Annotated in this window: 10 protein-coding genes; 6 read left to right on the plus strand and 4 right to left on the minus strand. The window is 64.8% G+C overall.

Translation table 11 applies throughout. From position 1 onward, the window contains the following. Window positions 1–121: 121 nt before the first annotated feature. Window positions 122–703 (minus strand): hypothetical protein, encoded by a 582-nt coding sequence (locus BUA26_RS17650; RefSeq protein ID WP_072762190.1) that lies wholly within the window; start codon window positions 701–703, stop codon window positions 122–124. A gap of 212 nt (window positions 704–915) precedes the next feature. Next, complete coding sequence (locus tag BUA26_RS17655; protein WP_072762191.1) at window positions 916–2,814, minus strand: LTA synthase family protein; 1,899 nt, start codon at window positions 2,812–2,814, stop codon at window positions 916–918. Window positions 2,815–3,032: 218 nt separating this feature from the next. On the opposite strand from BUA26_RS17655, the gene glnE reads away from it, so the two are divergent. After that, window positions 3,033–5,894, plus strand: a complete 2,862-nt coding sequence (gene glnE, locus BUA26_RS17660) for a bifunctional [glutamate--ammonia ligase]-adenylyl-L-tyrosine phosphorylase/[glutamate--ammonia-ligase] adenylyltransferase (protein WP_072762192.1) — start codon at window positions 3,033–3,035, stop codon at window positions 5,892–5,894. Between the two features lie 146 nt (window positions 5,895–6,040). Then, window positions 6,041–9,034 (plus strand): ligand-binding sensor domain-containing diguanylate cyclase, encoded by a 2,994-nt coding sequence (locus tag BUA26_RS17665; protein ID WP_083573070.1) that lies wholly within the window; start codon window positions 6,041–6,043, stop codon window positions 9,032–9,034. 46 nt (window positions 9,035–9,080) lie between these two features. Here the strand turns inward: BUA26_RS17665 and BUA26_RS17670 are convergent, their stop codons facing one another. Continuing rightward, the gene (locus tag BUA26_RS17670) at window positions 9,081–10,058 is read right to left on the minus strand and encodes a mitochondrial fission ELM1 family protein (protein WP_072762194.1); all 978 of its coding nucleotides are present in this window, start codon (window positions 10,056–10,058) and stop codon (window positions 9,081–9,083) included. A gap of 134 nt (window positions 10,059–10,192) precedes the next feature. On the opposite strand from BUA26_RS17670, the gene BUA26_RS17675 reads away from it, so the two are divergent. Together BUA26_RS17675 and BUA26_RS17680 are read left to right on the plus strand one after the other, a co-directional pair. Next, window positions 10,193–10,786 carry a malonic semialdehyde reductase gene (locus BUA26_RS17675; RefSeq protein ID WP_072762195.1) on the plus strand — a complete coding sequence of 198 codons (594 nt, stop codon included), beginning with the start codon at window positions 10,193–10,195 and terminating at the stop codon, window positions 10,784–10,786. A 40-nt stretch (window positions 10,787–10,826) separates the two neighbouring features. Then, window positions 10,827–11,420: a YceI family protein gene (locus tag BUA26_RS17680; protein WP_072762196.1), complete on the plus strand. Its 594-nt coding sequence runs from the start codon at window positions 10,827–10,829 to the stop codon at window positions 11,418–11,420. Between the two features lie 64 nt (window positions 11,421–11,484). Here BUA26_RS17680 and BUA26_RS17685 read toward each other — a convergent pair whose 3' ends face one another. Next, the gene (locus BUA26_RS17685) at window positions 11,485–12,747 is read right to left on the minus strand and encodes a Yip1 family protein (RefSeq protein WP_072762197.1); all 1,263 of its coding nucleotides are present in this window, start codon (window positions 12,745–12,747) and stop codon (window positions 11,485–11,487) included. Between the two features lie 198 nt (window positions 12,748–12,945). On the opposite strand from BUA26_RS17685, the gene BUA26_RS17690 reads away from it, so the two are divergent. Beyond that, window positions 12,946–13,155, plus strand: a complete 210-nt coding sequence (locus BUA26_RS17690; protein WP_072762198.1) for a zinc-finger domain-containing protein — start codon at window positions 12,946–12,948, stop codon at window positions 13,153–13,155. Window positions 13,156–13,243: 88 nt separating this feature from the next. After that, complete coding sequence (locus tag BUA26_RS17695) at window positions 13,244–14,371, plus strand: glycosyltransferase (RefSeq protein ID WP_072762199.1); 1,128 nt, start codon at window positions 13,244–13,246, stop codon at window positions 14,369–14,371. Window positions 14,372–14,395 lie beyond the last annotated feature (24 nt).

A 14,395-nucleotide genomic window follows, 5' to 3' on the forward strand; every position in this document is an offset into this window, starting at 1 on the left:
GCATCGCCGGAGTCACCGTGGAAAATTCGCAAAGACCTTGTGCCAGATTTTCAGGTGGCCAGGTACAAGAAAGCCCCGGGTGTCGCCACCCGGGGCTTCGCTTCATGCAAGGTTGTGGAACTCAGTGCCCCGACGTGGAAGGCACGGCAGGCTCCTGTGCGGAAGCCTTGGTCTTGGCGTCCACCTTGGCATCGCCGCCCACCGACTGTTCGGTGGCGGTCTGCTTGACCGCCGTGCCGACCGAGCCGGCGGTGCGGTCGGCGGACTGGATTGCGGAATGTGCAGTGTCACGTACGGCGCCACCGACGCCCTGGCCGGCTTCACCGGCCTTGCCGGCCATGTTGGCGGTGTCGATGCCCGCACCGGTATCGACGTTGGCGTTGGCATGCGTATCGCCTGCGCTCGCCCCGGCCGAGCCACTGGCATTCATGCCGGCATTGGCGCTGCCATTGCCCGTGATGGTCGAACGGGTTTGGTCGACTGCCTTGTGCGTCATGTGCTTCGTATGGCGCAGGGTCTGGGTAGTCTGCGCGTCGGTCTGGTCGACCGCATGCATGGCGCTGGGCATGGCGTTGGGCAAAGCTGCACCGGCATTCACGCCGGCGCCGACGTGTCCCGCGCCACCGACGTGGACCTGGGCGAACGCGGGAATGCTGAGCGCACTGGTAGCAACGATGAGGGCGGCAAGCATGGTCTTGTGCATGGCATGTTTCCTTCGGATTGAGTGGGCGCGATGGAGCGTGCTGCTCCAGCGCTGTGATGACGCTAGTCGCCATTACCCCACTGATGGATGAACACACTCGCCAAGACTTCAGCCGGCAGACAGCTCACTGAATCGCAGCCCGAATCGGGATATGGCGACGACGTCGTTTTCACAAGTGCATGCCGGACGAATGTCCGGGCATCCTGCCGTGTTCACTGTGGCAGTGCGGTGGCGGCCTGCGCTTGCATCGGCTCGGTGCTGCTGTGGGCAATGTCGCTGGCAGGCAGCGAAACGGACTTCGGCAGCAGTTTGTCGAGTTTGCCGTCCATGCGCAGTTGATTGACGCTGGACATGGCCTGGTCGAGCTGCTGCTGGTCGCTGTCTTCGTCGGGCGGCGGCGCACCGGGGGCCTCGGTCAGTGGGGCGAGCTGCGGGCCGATCAGCCTGGTCAGCGCGTAATAAGCATCGTCATGGATGCCTGCCTGTTCCAGCAATATGCCTGGCAGCAGCCACGCTGCGGTGTCCTCCTGCTCGGGCCGTCCCCGCTGGTGCGGATCGACCAGCAGCCAGGTACCCGCCTGCGCCAGCATGTCCTTGTCATCGACGAAGCCGGTGATGCGATAACTGTTGCTCAGTCCCGGCAGATGATCGCCGTAGAACAACACCAGGCTCGGCCGTTGGCGCTGAGCCAGCCATGCCACCAGCCGGCCCAGTTCGGCGTCGGCGTGTTGCAGGTGGTAGAGGTAGGTCTGCAGCTCCTGCTTGTCGATGCCGGTGATGCCATCGGGCACGGGAATGGCATCGCGTTCGGCGCGGTTGGCTGGTTCGACGTCGTAGGGGCCGTGCGCCTCGATGCTGATGGCGAAGAGGAATTGCGGCGGCCCGTGGTCCTTCAATTGGCGCATGATCTCGTCGGTCATCGCGCTGTCGGCCATGTATTTGCCGTCCATCGCCGCATGGGCGGGAAACGACGATTGCGATACGAAGCGATCGAAGCCGAGCAACTTGAACGCGGTGTTGCGGTTCCAGAATGTCGGCTCATTGCCGTGCAGCGCGATGGTTTCGTAGCCATGCCTCTTGAGCGTGTGCATCAGGCTTGGCACTGCCTTGTGACTCATCTGCAGATAGGGAAACTGCAGATTGTCGAAGTAGCGCAGCGACAGCCCGGTGAGCACCTCGAACTCGGTGCGGATGGTGCCGCCGCCGAAGGTCGGCACATGCAGCTTGCCGGCGATTCCGTGCTCAGCCAGACGGCGCAGATTCGGCGCGAAGTTGCTGGTTTCGTAGCCGCGCATGATGGCGGGGTCGAAAAAAGATTCGCTCTGCACCACCACGATGTCGGGCAACGGACCGTTTGCCGTCGGCACCTGCATGGACTGTTGCAGCGCTGCCGCAGACTGGTCGATCAATTGCGCGGCGGCCACGCGATCCGGCTTGCGCTTGCCGTGACCGTATTGCAGATGAAACATCACCAGCGAACTGAGCAGGCCCGAATGGGTGCTGGTGGCCGAAGCCGACCACGGTTCCAGCCACAGCACCTGACCGTTGTAGATTTTCCCCCAGACCGGCAGGCCGGCCAGCAGGCTGGTCAGCACCAGTGCCAATACGCCACCGACCAATAGCCGCTTGCCGCGGGTGCGTCGGGGAAACAAGGGTGGCTCGTAGCGCCACATCGCGACGACCAGGCCCACGCCGATCAGCAGCCCCAGATACGGCCATGCGCTGTGCGGCAGGTAGCCGGCGAGCAGGTGCATGCCACCCCTGCGCAACTGGCCGACCATGCGGAAATCGTCCGGCAGCAGCGGCGTGCCGAGGTTCGCGATCTTCAGCACATTGACGCTGTAGACCAGTCCCTGCAGCAGGAAAGCCAGCCCGAACGACAGCAGCACCCGGCGGCTGATCACCAGCAGCAGGCCGGCCAGCAACAGCCCCGGCCACGCGTTCGCCAGCGGAAACCTGGGTTGATCGAGCAGCCGCAGCGGAGTGACGCCCATGCCGCCGTCCACCATGCCGGTCAGCAGCACGAACGCCAATGCCAGCAGCAGCACCAGTGCGACCCGTGGAGTCCATGTGCGCCAACGGCCGGGCGTGTTTGCGAAGCTCAGGGGCATGGCCGTCCTGCAGTTGCTGTCATGGGGTGGACACGAGAATGTAACGGGATGCGAATGAACAGGGTGTAGGCGGCGAACGGCGAGTTTCGGGCTTGTCCGCGTGTTAATCAACGCGCAATCGACACATAACCAACGCGCAGGGCACGAGTCGGTGCACCGGATGTGGCCGCGCATACCACCCCGGGTCGGCCGCATGTCCTTTGCGGCACAATGGCCCGATGCCTGTCCATGAATCCCCTGCGCTGCGCGCGTTGATCGACGACCGCTACAGCGACCTTGCTGCCCGCTGCCGCGCCGCCGGCGTGCCATTGCACGACGACGCCGGCGTGGCCGAACGGATCCGGCGCACCTTGCTGGCCAGCGACTTCGCCTTCGAGGTGTGGCGGCGCCAGCCGCAGCTGCTGGCGCCGCAAGGGCTGGAGCGCCTGCGCTCCGGCAGCGATGCCAGCGCGCGCATCGACGCGCTGAAGCTGCCCGTCGATGAAGCCGCCTGCATGGTCGCGCTGCGCCGCTTCCGTCACGCCGAGGCATTGCGGCTGGTGTTTCGTGACGTCAACGGACTGGACGAATTGCCGGAAACCTTGTCGGCCACCAGCGTGTTGTACGAGGCGCTGCTGGGTGTGGCGCTGGACTGGTCCGAACACGCGCTGGCGGCGCGCTACGGCCACAGCCGCACGCAGGAGGGCGTACGGCAGCGATTGCTGGTGATCGGTTTCGGCAAGCTCGGTGGCAGTGAGCTGAATTTCTCCTCCGACATCGATCTGGTGCTGGCTTATCCGCACGGTGGCCAGACCGACGGTGCGCGTCCGCTGGACAACAGCGAATACTTCATCCGACTCGGCCGCCAGTTGGTACGGCTGCTGAACGAGCCGACCATGGACGGCATCTGTGCGCGGGTCGACCTGCGGCTGCGTCCGTTCGGCAATGCCGGTCGCCTGGCGCTGTCGTTTGCGGCCATGGAGCAGTACTACCAGAGCGAGGGACGCGACTGGGAACGCTATGCCTGGATCAAGGCGCGACCAGTGGCCGGTGATCGGGCTGCCGGCAAACAGCTGCAGGAACTGCTGCGGCCGTTCGTCTACCGCAAGTATCTCGATTACACGGCGTTCGCCGGACTGCGTGAGATGAAGGCGCTGATCGATGCGGAAGTGGCGCGCAAGGATCTGGCCGACAATCTCAAGCTCGGTCCCGGCGGTATCCGCGAAATCGAATTCATCGTGCAGTTGACCCAGCTGATCCGCGGCGGTCGCGAACCCAGCCTGCGGGTGCGCGGCCTGCTGCCGGCGCTGACCGCATGCGAGGCGCGCGGACACATCGGCGCCGCGCGCGCGCGCATGTTGCGCGAGGCGTATGTGCTGCTGCGCCGTGTGGAAAACCGCGTACAGATGCTGCGCGATGCCCAGACTCACGACATTCCCGATGACGCCCTCAGTCGCGAACGCATCGCGCTTAGCCTGGATTATCCCGACTGGGACACGCTGGACGCGGCACTGGCGAAACAGCGCGCCATCGTCAGCGAGGAATTTGCCGCTGTGCTGATGCCGCAAGGCGGTCGCGCCGCCAGCGTGCCTGCAGCGGACATGGTCTTGTGGCAACGCGCTTGTGACGGATCGCTCGATGCCGCGGTGCTGGAGGCGTCCGGTTTCGTACCCGGTGCCGAACTCGCGGACGTCCTGCTGAAATTGCCGCAGGCCGCATCGGTGCGGGCGATGTCTGCGCGTTCGCGCGAACGGCTGGATCATTTGATGCCGCAGTTGTTCAGCGCCGCTCGCGTCACGGTGGCACCGGTGGCTAGCCTGCTGCGTCTTTGCCGGCTGATGCAGGCAGTGGCGCGGCGCTCGTCGTATCTGGCCTTGCTGGAGGAGCAGCCGGCCGCGCGCAAGCGGCTGGTGTGCCTGTTCGGCGAAAGCGCTTTCCTGGCGGAGTGCGTGATCGCGCAGCCGTTGCTGCTGGACGACGTGCTCGATCCGCGCATCGATCAACTGCCGTTCAAGCGTGCCGACATCGCCGCCGAGATCGCCCGTGTGCTGACCACGCTGGACGAGCGCGAGGCCGAGGCCGAACTCGACCGTATCAACGAGTTCAAGGCGTCCACCGCGTTCCGTCTCGGGCTGGCCTTCAACGACGGTCGCGCCAATGCGGTCGCCACCGCACGGCGGCTCGCCGCCTTGGCCGAATCGGTAGTGGGCGCCGTGCTGGCGCTGGCCGAGCGCGAGCTGATCGCCCAGCATGGGCGGCTGCCAGGCGAGGGCTCCGGTTTCGGCGTGCTCGGCTACGGTAGCCTCGGTGGCGAGGAGCTGGGCTTCGCGTCGGATCTGGATCTGGTGTTTGTCTTCGATGGCCGTCGCGCGCAGGCGCTGAGCGACGGTCCGCGCCCGATCGAGGGTTCGCGCTGGTACCAGCGGCTGGCCCAGCGGGTGATGAACTGGCTCACCATATTGACCCGCGGCGGCCGTCTGTACGAGGTCGATACGCGACTGCGTCCGGACGGCTCAAAAGGTCTGCTGGTCAGCAGTCTGGACGCGTTTGCCGCGTACCAGAAAAGCCGCGCCTGGACGTGGGAGCATCAGGCTTTGCTGCGCGCGCGGCCGGTGGCCGGCGATGCGGCACTCAACCGCGAGCTGGCCAACGTGCGTCGCGAGATTCTTGCCGTGCCGCGCGATCTCTCCGCTGTGCTGACCGACGTCAGCAACATGCGGCAACGCTGGCGTGCCGAACGCGACCGCTCCGACGCGCGCCAGCTCGATCTCAAGCAGGGCCACGGCGGCCTGCTCGATATCGAGTTTGCGCTACAAGGCCTGGTGCTGGCGCACGCGACGCAACGGCCCGACTTGCTGGGTGTCACCGCGAATGCCGGCTTGATCGAAGCGTGTCGCACGGCTGGCTGGCTCGATGCCAATCAGGCCGCGATCCTGACCGTAGCGCATGCCGACCTGCTGCAACGCGCGCTGGCCTGCACGCTGGATCTGCGACCGCGCGTGGCGCCGCGCGATGCCGAGCTGGAACAGCTGTGCGCAGGCGTGCGTGAAGTCACCGATACGCTCGGTTTCGTCTTCGACGCATCCGGCAACCCGGGATAGCGGTTGGATGCGGCGGTGCCGATGCGCTCCATGGACGGGTGAACGAAGGCCCACCGACGAAGCTTGTCTGGCACCTCGTTAACAGGGCAAGATCAGCGCAAAGCTAACGTCACCCGGAAGTATCGACGTCGTTCGCAAGGGGGGACATGACAAGGCGGTTGCCCGCGATTCTGTTCGCGATCTCGATCTGTATATCCGGTACGCGGTCAGCCGCCGCATTGGATCCACAGACGCCGTTCCACGCCTTGATTCTCGATCACTGGAGCGTAGAGCAAGGTCTGCCGCAGATCACGGTGCTCGGCATCACGCAGGACAGCGCAGGCTTCCTGTGGATCAACACCCAGCTCGCCGTGGCGCGTTTCGACGGCGCGCAGTTTGTCACGTTTGACCGTGCCGCCACCGGGGTCGACACCAGCATGCTCACTGCTGTCTGGGCAGATCCGCTGGGACAAGTCTGGTTCGGCGGCGCACACGGCTTGTTGCGCGAACGCGACGGCCATTTCACGGCTCTTGGCGGCGATGCAGTCCAGGCGATCATCGATGCCGGCGACGGCACGCCGCTGCTGGCCACCTCGACCGGTCTGGCGCGGGTGCATGATGGACGGATCGTGACGGTTCCTGGCTACAGCGGCCCCGCGTTCAGTCTGCTGCGCGAGGGCAAGGTGCTGTGGATCGGTGGTCTGGGTCGCGTCTGCCGCCTCACGGGAACGCTGGATCAATCGACCGTGGCATGCGTGCAACAAGGCGCCGCACCGCGCCAGCCAGTAGGCGTCACCAGCATGGCCAGCACGCACGGTGTCCTGTGGCTGGGCACGCGCCTCGGGCTGATGCGCATGGACGGGAGTCACATGCTCCCCTCCGGTCTGGGTGACGAACTCGACACCACCTCGATTGAAAGTCTGTTGACCGATCGTGGCGGTACGTTGTGGATCGGCACCGTGCCTGCGCTTTATCGGCGCTTGCCTGACACGGGTCTGGAGCGGGTGGACGACGGCGACATCATGCACGCCCCATGGATCCAGGCGCTGTACGAGGATCAGGCAGGCAATCTGTGGATCGGCACGCATATCGGCGGTCTGTACCGGGTCTGGAATGGTTGGGCACGGCGTGTGTCAACTCGCGATGGAGTGGTGGATTCACTGGTCTGGAGCGTCGTGCGCGGACCCCACGGCGAGGTCGTGCTCGGTACCAATTCCGGCCTGGAAGTCTTTGACGGGCAGCGGGCGCACCCGCTGATTCCGGGCAGCGCGCTGCCGAATCCGTCGGCCTACGATTTGTACTACGACCATCGAGGCCGGTTGTGGATCGGCACCCGCGCGGGCATCGCGGTCTACGACCACGACAGCAACGTCACTCCATCCGCGTTGTCTGCGCTGGACAGCTGGCAGATCAACGATATCCGCGAAGCCGCCGATGACGACTTCTGGATCGGCACTTCCGGCGGCCTCTATCGCTGGCATGCCGGCATGCTCAGCCGCGCCGACTCCGGAGCGTTGGGCGCTGCGGTGATGATCCGCTCGATCCTGCCGCTGGCGCCGGACCATCTGTACCTGGGCACCGAAGATGGGGTACGCGAACTGCGCGATGGCCGCCTGACGCAGCCGGCATGGGCCGAGCCGCTGAGCGGCCATTTCGTCACCCGCGTGGCCATGCTGGACCACGACAAGCTGGGTATCGCCACCACCGATGCCGGCGTCGGTGTCATGGTCAACGGACAGTTGCGCATGACCAGCCAGAAGGATGGCCTGCCCAGCGACAACGCCTGGACGCTCGACGTGCTCAACGGCCAGCTCTACGTCGGCTCGATTGTCGGCGCATGGCGGCTGCCGTTAGATCAGCTGCCATTGCCGGGTTCGCCGGCACGCCAGGTTGTACCGCAACTGATTGCCGGTGAGGCGCGCGCTACCAGCTTGCGCAGTGTGCACTGCTGCAACGGTGGTGCCGGCTCACGCAGCCTGGTCGCCGGTGATGTCATCTGGTACAGCACGACCGATGGCGCGCTTGGGCTGAATACGCGCACGCTCGGCGCCCAGCCGAAGCCGCCCGCGGCGGCGATCGAATCCATCGAACATGCCGGTGTACTGCTGCCGGGCGAGCCCCTGGATTTGCGCGAGGGAGTGCGCGACCTGGCTATTCAATACACCGCACCCTACCTGCGCATCGGTACGCTGAAGTTCCGCTATCAGCTGGAGGGCTACGATACGGACTGGCAGGACGCGGGTGTCCGGCGCAGCGCGTTCTACACGCACCTGCCGCCTGGCAAGTACCGTTTCCGGGTTGCTGCCACGCTTGCCGGCGCCCCCGGGTTCGGTCCCGAGACGGATCTGGCGATCCGGATCGAACCGCATTGGTACGAACGCGTGCTGGTACGCGGCATGGCATTACTGCTGTTGTGTCTGACGATCATCCTGCTGGTCGCGTGGAGCATGCGCACGCAACGCCGCCGCAGTGCGCGGCTGGAAGAGCAGGTCACCCAGCGCACCGAGCAGCTTGCGCGGGCGGTCGAACGCTTGCGTGTGACCAACCTGGCGTTGGCCGAGGAAAGCCACACCGATGCCTTGACCGCGCTGCACAACCGGCGCTACCTGTTGATGCGTCTGCCCGATCTGCTTGCCGGCGACGAAAGCATCGCGGTGCTGCAACTGGACATCGACTATTTCAAAGACGTCAACGACGGTTACGGTCATGCAGTGGGCGATGCCGTATTGCGTGCGCTTGGCCGCTTGCTTACGGCTGCGAGACGCGACAGCGACATCACCGTGCGCTGGGGTGGCGAGGAGTTTCTGCTGCTGCTGCGCGACGTCGATGCGGCGAGTGCGCTGGCCATCGCGGAACGTCTGCGTCGCGATATCGCCGCGCAGGATTTCATCGATGGCCGCGGCGGCAAGATCAAACTGAGCTGTTCGATCGGCTTCAGTCTGCATCCTGTCGCCGCGCACGTCGACAGCTCGACGTTCGATGCGGCGCTGGAACTGGCCGACCTTGCCCTATATCGCGCCAAGCAGGATGGGCGCAACGTCAGCGTTGGGCTGGTCGCCACTGCGCCGATACCGGCAGAAATTCTGTGCACGCCGCTGGCGCCACAACTCGATGGACTGCTGGCCTCGGGTCACCTGCGCTGGGTGCGCGAAGCTTCTTAACGTCTGTGCAGACGCCCAGCATCGCCGTGCTTTCCGATCGCGTCGCTCAGCCCTCGACGTGGCTGCAAATCCGGTCGCGCAGAACACTTGCGATCATGCCGGTCTCGCGCAGTGGCGGCGCGCGCCCCACCGTGGCCACATCGTCGATATCCTGCAGCAAGCCGGCGCTGCGCAATGCATGATGAAACCGTTCGATCTTCGCCGGCAGTGGCGCGTTGACGAAGGTTTGCACCGGGCAGCCGACGGCGCAGGCCTCGCTGAGCATGTTCACCGAGTCGGGCGTGACGACCAGCCGGTCAGCCCAGCCGAGTACGCCGGGATACGGATTGCGACCGTCGTCGCGACCGGCCCAGAGCAGGCCGGGTACGCCTCTCAGGGCGTCACGAAAAACCTCGATCAGCGCGGGGGAGGTGCGCCGCGAGGCCAGCACCAGCAGGCTGCCGCCTTCGTGGCGCTGGCGTTGCAGCAGGCGTGCGGCCAGTTGGCCGGCATAGTCCGCATTCAGCGCGATGCCCTTGCGCGGACCGCCGAGCAGTACGCCGACACGCGGTTGCGGCAGATCGGCGAAGTTGGGGCAGGATTCGCGCCCGTCGGCCAGCCATGTGTCATCCACCGAATTCAACGAACCCAGCGGCTTCAGCACGTTGGCGCCGTCGACCTGGTCGTGCTGCGGCGCGATCACCGTATCCCAGTGGGCAGGGTCGATACGCGGATCGAGGATCTGCACGGTGTAGCACTGACGATCGGACAGGCGGCGCAACAAGCGGGTGAACAGTGCCGCCGCGCGACCGCAGCCGATCGCCACATGGGGCCATGGCGGCGCAAACAGTCCGCGCTGGCTGACGGGCAGGGCGAATCGGTTACCGAGCGTGAGCCGCGGTGCCAGCCATGACCATGGTGCGCGCGGCTCCAGCAGCAGGTGGCGGATCGGCATCTGCAGATGTTCGGCCAGTGCCAGGGCCTGGCGCTGATTGCCGGCGGCCGCATCGGTGATCACCCAGCATTCGCCGTGCAGCTTCAGCATGAGCTTGGGCACCGTCGCATTGTTTCCCAAATGAGCACAGTACGTTCCCCATAGACGTTATCTGCTGGCGTACGCCCGCCTATACACTTGCACGCCATGACGCCGTCGTCGGCGCTTCCATGCAGAGGATACCCATGACCGAGTTGCTTTCCGAGGCCAGCCTCGACCAGTTGTTTCGCGACGCCCGTACCTTCAATGCCTGGCTGCCGAAGGATGTGAGTGACGAGCAGCTGCATCAACTCTATGAACTGGCCAAATTCGGCCCGACCAGCGCGAACTCCTCGCCGATGCGCGTGGTGTTCGTGAAGTCGAAGGATGCCAAGGCGAAGCTGGCGCCGTTCCTGTCCGAAGGCAACCTCGCCAAGACCATGGAAGCGCCGGTGACCGCGATCATCGCCACCGACCACGAGTTCTACGAACAGCTGCCGAAGTTGTTCCCGCACGCCGATGCGCGCAGTTGGTTCGTCGGCAACCAGCCATTGATCGACACCACCGCGTTTCGCAATGCCACGCTGCAAGGTGCCTATGTGCTGATGGCGGCGCGTGCGCTCGGGCTCGATTGCGGACCGATGTCCGGTTTCGACAATGCGGGCGTAGATGCGGCATTTTTTTCCGGTACCACCATCAAGTCGAATTTCCTGATCAGCATCGGCCATGGGGATGCCAGCCGCAATCTGTTCCCGCGCAGCCCCCGGTTGTCGTTTGACGAAGCCTGCACGATCGCCTGAAGCAACCCCGCCTTCAACCCTTTACCCAGGAGTTCCCCTCATGCATGCATTGAAGTATCTCGCTCTCGCCAGCCTGCTTGGCGTCGCCGTATCGGCACAGGCTGCACCGGTCACCTACAAGCTCGATCCGGGCCACACCATGGTGCTGTTCAGCTGGAACCACTTCGGCTATTCCAACCCCACCGCCGACTTCGGCCTGGGCGACGGGACTGTGGTGTTCGACGAGCAGAATCCGGCGAAGTCGAGCGTGGACGTGACCTTGCCGCTGGCCAGCCTCGACACCCACGTGCCGGCGCTGGACAAGCATCTGAAGGAAGCCGATTTCTTCGATGCCGACAAGTACCCGACGGTGACGTTCAAGAGCACCAAGGTGCAGCCGCTGGGCGGCCATAAATTCAATGTCACCGGCGACCTTACCGTGCACGGCGTGACCAAGACGGTAGTGCTGGCGGCCACGCTGAACAAAGTCGGCCCGCACCCGATGAGCAAGGCGCAGGCGATCGGTTTCGACGCCACCGCCAGCATCAAGCGTTCGGACTTCGGTGTCGGTGCGTATGTACCGAAGGTCGGTGACGAGATCAGCATCCGCATCACCACGGAAGGCTCGGTGCCGAAGGCCGACGCGGGCAAGTAAGCTCCCTCGGTCCACAAAAAAACCGCGCCATCGCTGGCGCGGTTTTTTTTGTGTCGCAGTGGCGTCAGTTGGATTTCACGCCGGCATCCTTCAGCGACTCCAGCTTGCTCATGTCGATGCCGGTAGCGGCCTGTTTCAGCTGATCGATGCCGTCGGCCGTGCCGCTCGCCTTGACCGTGAAGCGTTTGCCAAGCACCACGCTGTATTCACCGGATTTGGACTCGGTATTCCATGCCTCGTGGATCATGTTGCCGTTCGCGGTGTAGGTTTTCTCGTAACCGTGGTCGGTTTCCTTTTCCTCTTCCGGCGCCATCGCGGCGGCCATTGCCATGAAGCCCTTGGCGCCGCCGGTATCAGTGATTTCCAAGGTGATGTGCTGGCCGCTGTCATTGGAGTATTCGGCGGTGGCTTCGGAAATCTGCATGCCCATCGCATTGTTGCGCTGGGCGGAAGTGCTGGTGCGCTTGAGGTTGCCCAGGCTGTCGGGCAGGAACGCCTTGATCTGATCCGGCGCAAGCGCCTCGACGGTGCCGCTGCCGGATACGGCGCCCATCATCTTGCCCATCGCGGCCGATTGCGCGGCGTTGTCGCCGGACTTCTGCGCGGCATCCAGTTCCTTGCCGGCTTGTTCGGCGCGCTGGCCCATCGCGGCGAGTTTGCCGAGCGCGCTGTCGCTGTCGACGGTCACGCTGTCGCCGTTGCTGCCGGTGATGTGCATGCTGCTTATCGCCGCACCGGTCATCGCCGCCGAGCCGATGACGCTGCCGACGATCAGGACAATGATCCAGCTCAGCACGATCGCGATGATGACGCTGACCGCGGTATAGCCGCCGGCTTTCTCCGCCGGGCACTTCATCGTACGCGGCAGACCCAGATACAGCAGGTAGATGGCGTAGACGCCCCCCGCTACTGTGATCAGCCAGCCCAGCCAGGGCACGATCACCGCAATGCCGGCCACCCAGCCGGCGGTCCATGAGTAGGCGACGGTCTTGAGCGCCTGCACCATGTCCTTCTGGCCGCCGAAGGTGGGCGCCAGCGCGTTGATGATCAGTGCCATCAAGTAGACCAGCACCAGGGTCAGCACGTAATGCAGAACCATGCCGACGATGCCCATGCCGATCGGTGTGCGCACGGTGATGCCGAATACGCTGGTGCCGATCAGGCTGCCCTTGATGAAGCCCGCGACGATCGGGAAGGCAGCGACGATCGCGATGTAACCGGCATAGAGGCTGCTGGTCGTGGCCGATTCGGCGGCGACGACGGGCCACTCGGTCCTGGGTGTCATCAGGATGGCCTTGACGCGTTCGATGATTTTTCCGAAATCCATGGTCTGCTCCCAAAGCAGTTGCAGTTGGCCCGGAACGACACGCCGGGTCGAAAATGATGTACCCACTTCGTGACAAAACCTGCAGCAGCCTGCCGGCCATTAGCCGCGGCTGATTCCCCGCTTCACCCCCTCTGCCCCCCGACAGAAGGCTGCAGCCTGCTACCATTTGCGGCCTGATGTCCAGTCTGGAGTTCGCTGATGTCTCCCCCCCTGTCCGCGACGGTGCCGCTGGTGCCGGCAAATGCCGAAAATCGTTACGAAGTGACGCGCGCCGACCTGCCGTTGTCCTGTCCGATGCCCGGCATGGAGCTGTGGAATTCGCACCCGAAGGTGTACCTGCCGATCGTCGATGACGGCGGGGAATCAACCTGCGCCTACTGTGGCGCGAATTACGTGCTGCGCGACTGATCGTCTGGAGGCATTTAGAGGCATTCGAGCCGCTGGCGGCACCGTTTTTGCTTGCCTTGGTAGAATGAAAGCCTCCAGCCCAGAGCTCATGTCCAGCATTGCCGTCCCCGCCAAGCTGCTGACTGTGGTCCAACTGATCCCTGCACTGCATTCTGGTGGAGCGGAGCGTTCGGCCCTGGAGATCGCCCGGGCGCTGGTACAGGTCGGTCACCGCTCGATAGTGATCTCGGCTGGCGGACGGCTGGTCGAACAATTGCAGGCGGGCGGGAGTGAACACATCACACTCGATCTGGGCCGCAAGTCGCTGCGCACACTGGGCCGGCTAGGCGCGTTGCGGCGGATATTGCGCGAGCTGAAACCGGACATCGTGCACGTCCGTTCACGGCTGCCGGCCTGGCTGGGCTGGTGGGCGGTGAAGGGGATGGCGCCGCAGCCGCATTTCATCACCACGGTGCATGGACTCAATTCGCCGGGGCGCTACAGCGCGATCCTGCTGCGCGGCGAACGGGTGATCGCGGTGTCGCAGACCGTGCGCGATTTTGTGTTGAGCCACTATCCATGGCTGGAGCCGGCCAAGGTGCGGGTCATTCCGCGTGGCATCGATCCGGACGCGTTCCCCTACGGACATCGACCTGACGATGCGTGGCAGAAGGCGTTTTTTGCCGAATATCCGGCGTTGAGCGGTGCGCCTTTGCTGACGTTGCCTGGGCGCGGTACGCGGCTGAAGGGGCATCACGACGCGATCGAGCTGCTGGCCGATCTCAAGCGCCGCGGCATCGAGGCGCGTCTGCTGCTGCTGGGCGTGATCGAGCCCGGTCGCGAGGCGTATGCAGCCGAACTGCACGAGTTGATCCGCGCACGCGGGGTCGCCTCGCAGGTTGTGCTGACGCCGCCGCGCCACGACGTCCGTGACATCTATGCGGTATCGGCGCTGGTGCTGCAACTGTCGAACAAGCCCGAATCGTTCGGACGCACCGTGATCGAAGCGTTGTCGCTGTGCCGGCCGGTGCTCGGCTATGCGCACGGTGGTGTCGGCGAGTTGCTGGCGGAGCTGTATCCGGCTGGCCGGGTGCCGCCTGGGGATCGCGAGCGGCTGGTCGAACGCGCGGCCGAGTTGCTGCGGGTAGCGCCGCCGATTTCGCCGCTGCAGAGTTACCGCCTGATCGACATGCAGCAGGCCACCCTGGCGCTGTATGACGAAGTGGCCGCCGGCTGAGAACCAGCCTGGGTCCGCGAACGT

Source organism: Rhodanobacter sp. OK091, from assembly GCF_900142825.1.
Lineage (GTDB): Bacteria > Pseudomonadota > Gammaproteobacteria > Xanthomonadales > Rhodanobacteraceae > Rhodanobacter.

Bases quoted from the DNA above. Each gene is read 5' to 3' on its own strand.
- BUA26_RS17650 (WP_072762190.1), bottom strand. From the start codon at position 703: ATGCACAAGACCATGCTTGCCGCCCTCATCGTTGCTACCAGTGCGCTC.
- BUA26_RS17655 (WP_072762191.1), bottom strand. From the start codon at position 2,814: ATGCCCCTGAGCTTCGCAAACACGCCCGGCCGTTGGCGCACATGGACT.
- glnE (WP_072762192.1), top strand. From the start codon at position 3,033: ATGCCTGTCCATGAATCCCCTGCGCTGCGCGCGTTGATCGACGACCGC.
- BUA26_RS17665 (WP_083573070.1), top strand. From the start codon at position 6,041: ATGACAAGGCGGTTGCCCGCGATTCTGTTCGCGATCTCGATCTGTATA.
- BUA26_RS17670 (WP_072762194.1), bottom strand. From the start codon at position 10,058: ATGCTGAAGCTGCACGGCGAATGCTGGGTGATCACCGATGCGGCCGCC.
- BUA26_RS17675 (WP_072762195.1), top strand. From the start codon at position 10,193: ATGACCGAGTTGCTTTCCGAGGCCAGCCTCGACCAGTTGTTTCGCGAC.
- BUA26_RS17680 (WP_072762196.1), top strand. From the start codon at position 10,827: ATGCATGCATTGAAGTATCTCGCTCTCGCCAGCCTGCTTGGCGTCGCC.
- BUA26_RS17685 (WP_072762197.1), bottom strand. From the start codon at position 12,747: ATGGATTTCGGAAAAATCATCGAACGCGTCAAGGCCATCCTGATGACA.
- BUA26_RS17690 (WP_072762198.1), top strand. From the start codon at position 12,946: ATGTCTCCCCCCCTGTCCGCGACGGTGCCGCTGGTGCCGGCAAATGCC.
- BUA26_RS17695 (WP_072762199.1), top strand. From the start codon at position 13,244: ATGTCCAGCATTGCCGTCCCCGCCAAGCTGCTGACTGTGGTCCAACTG.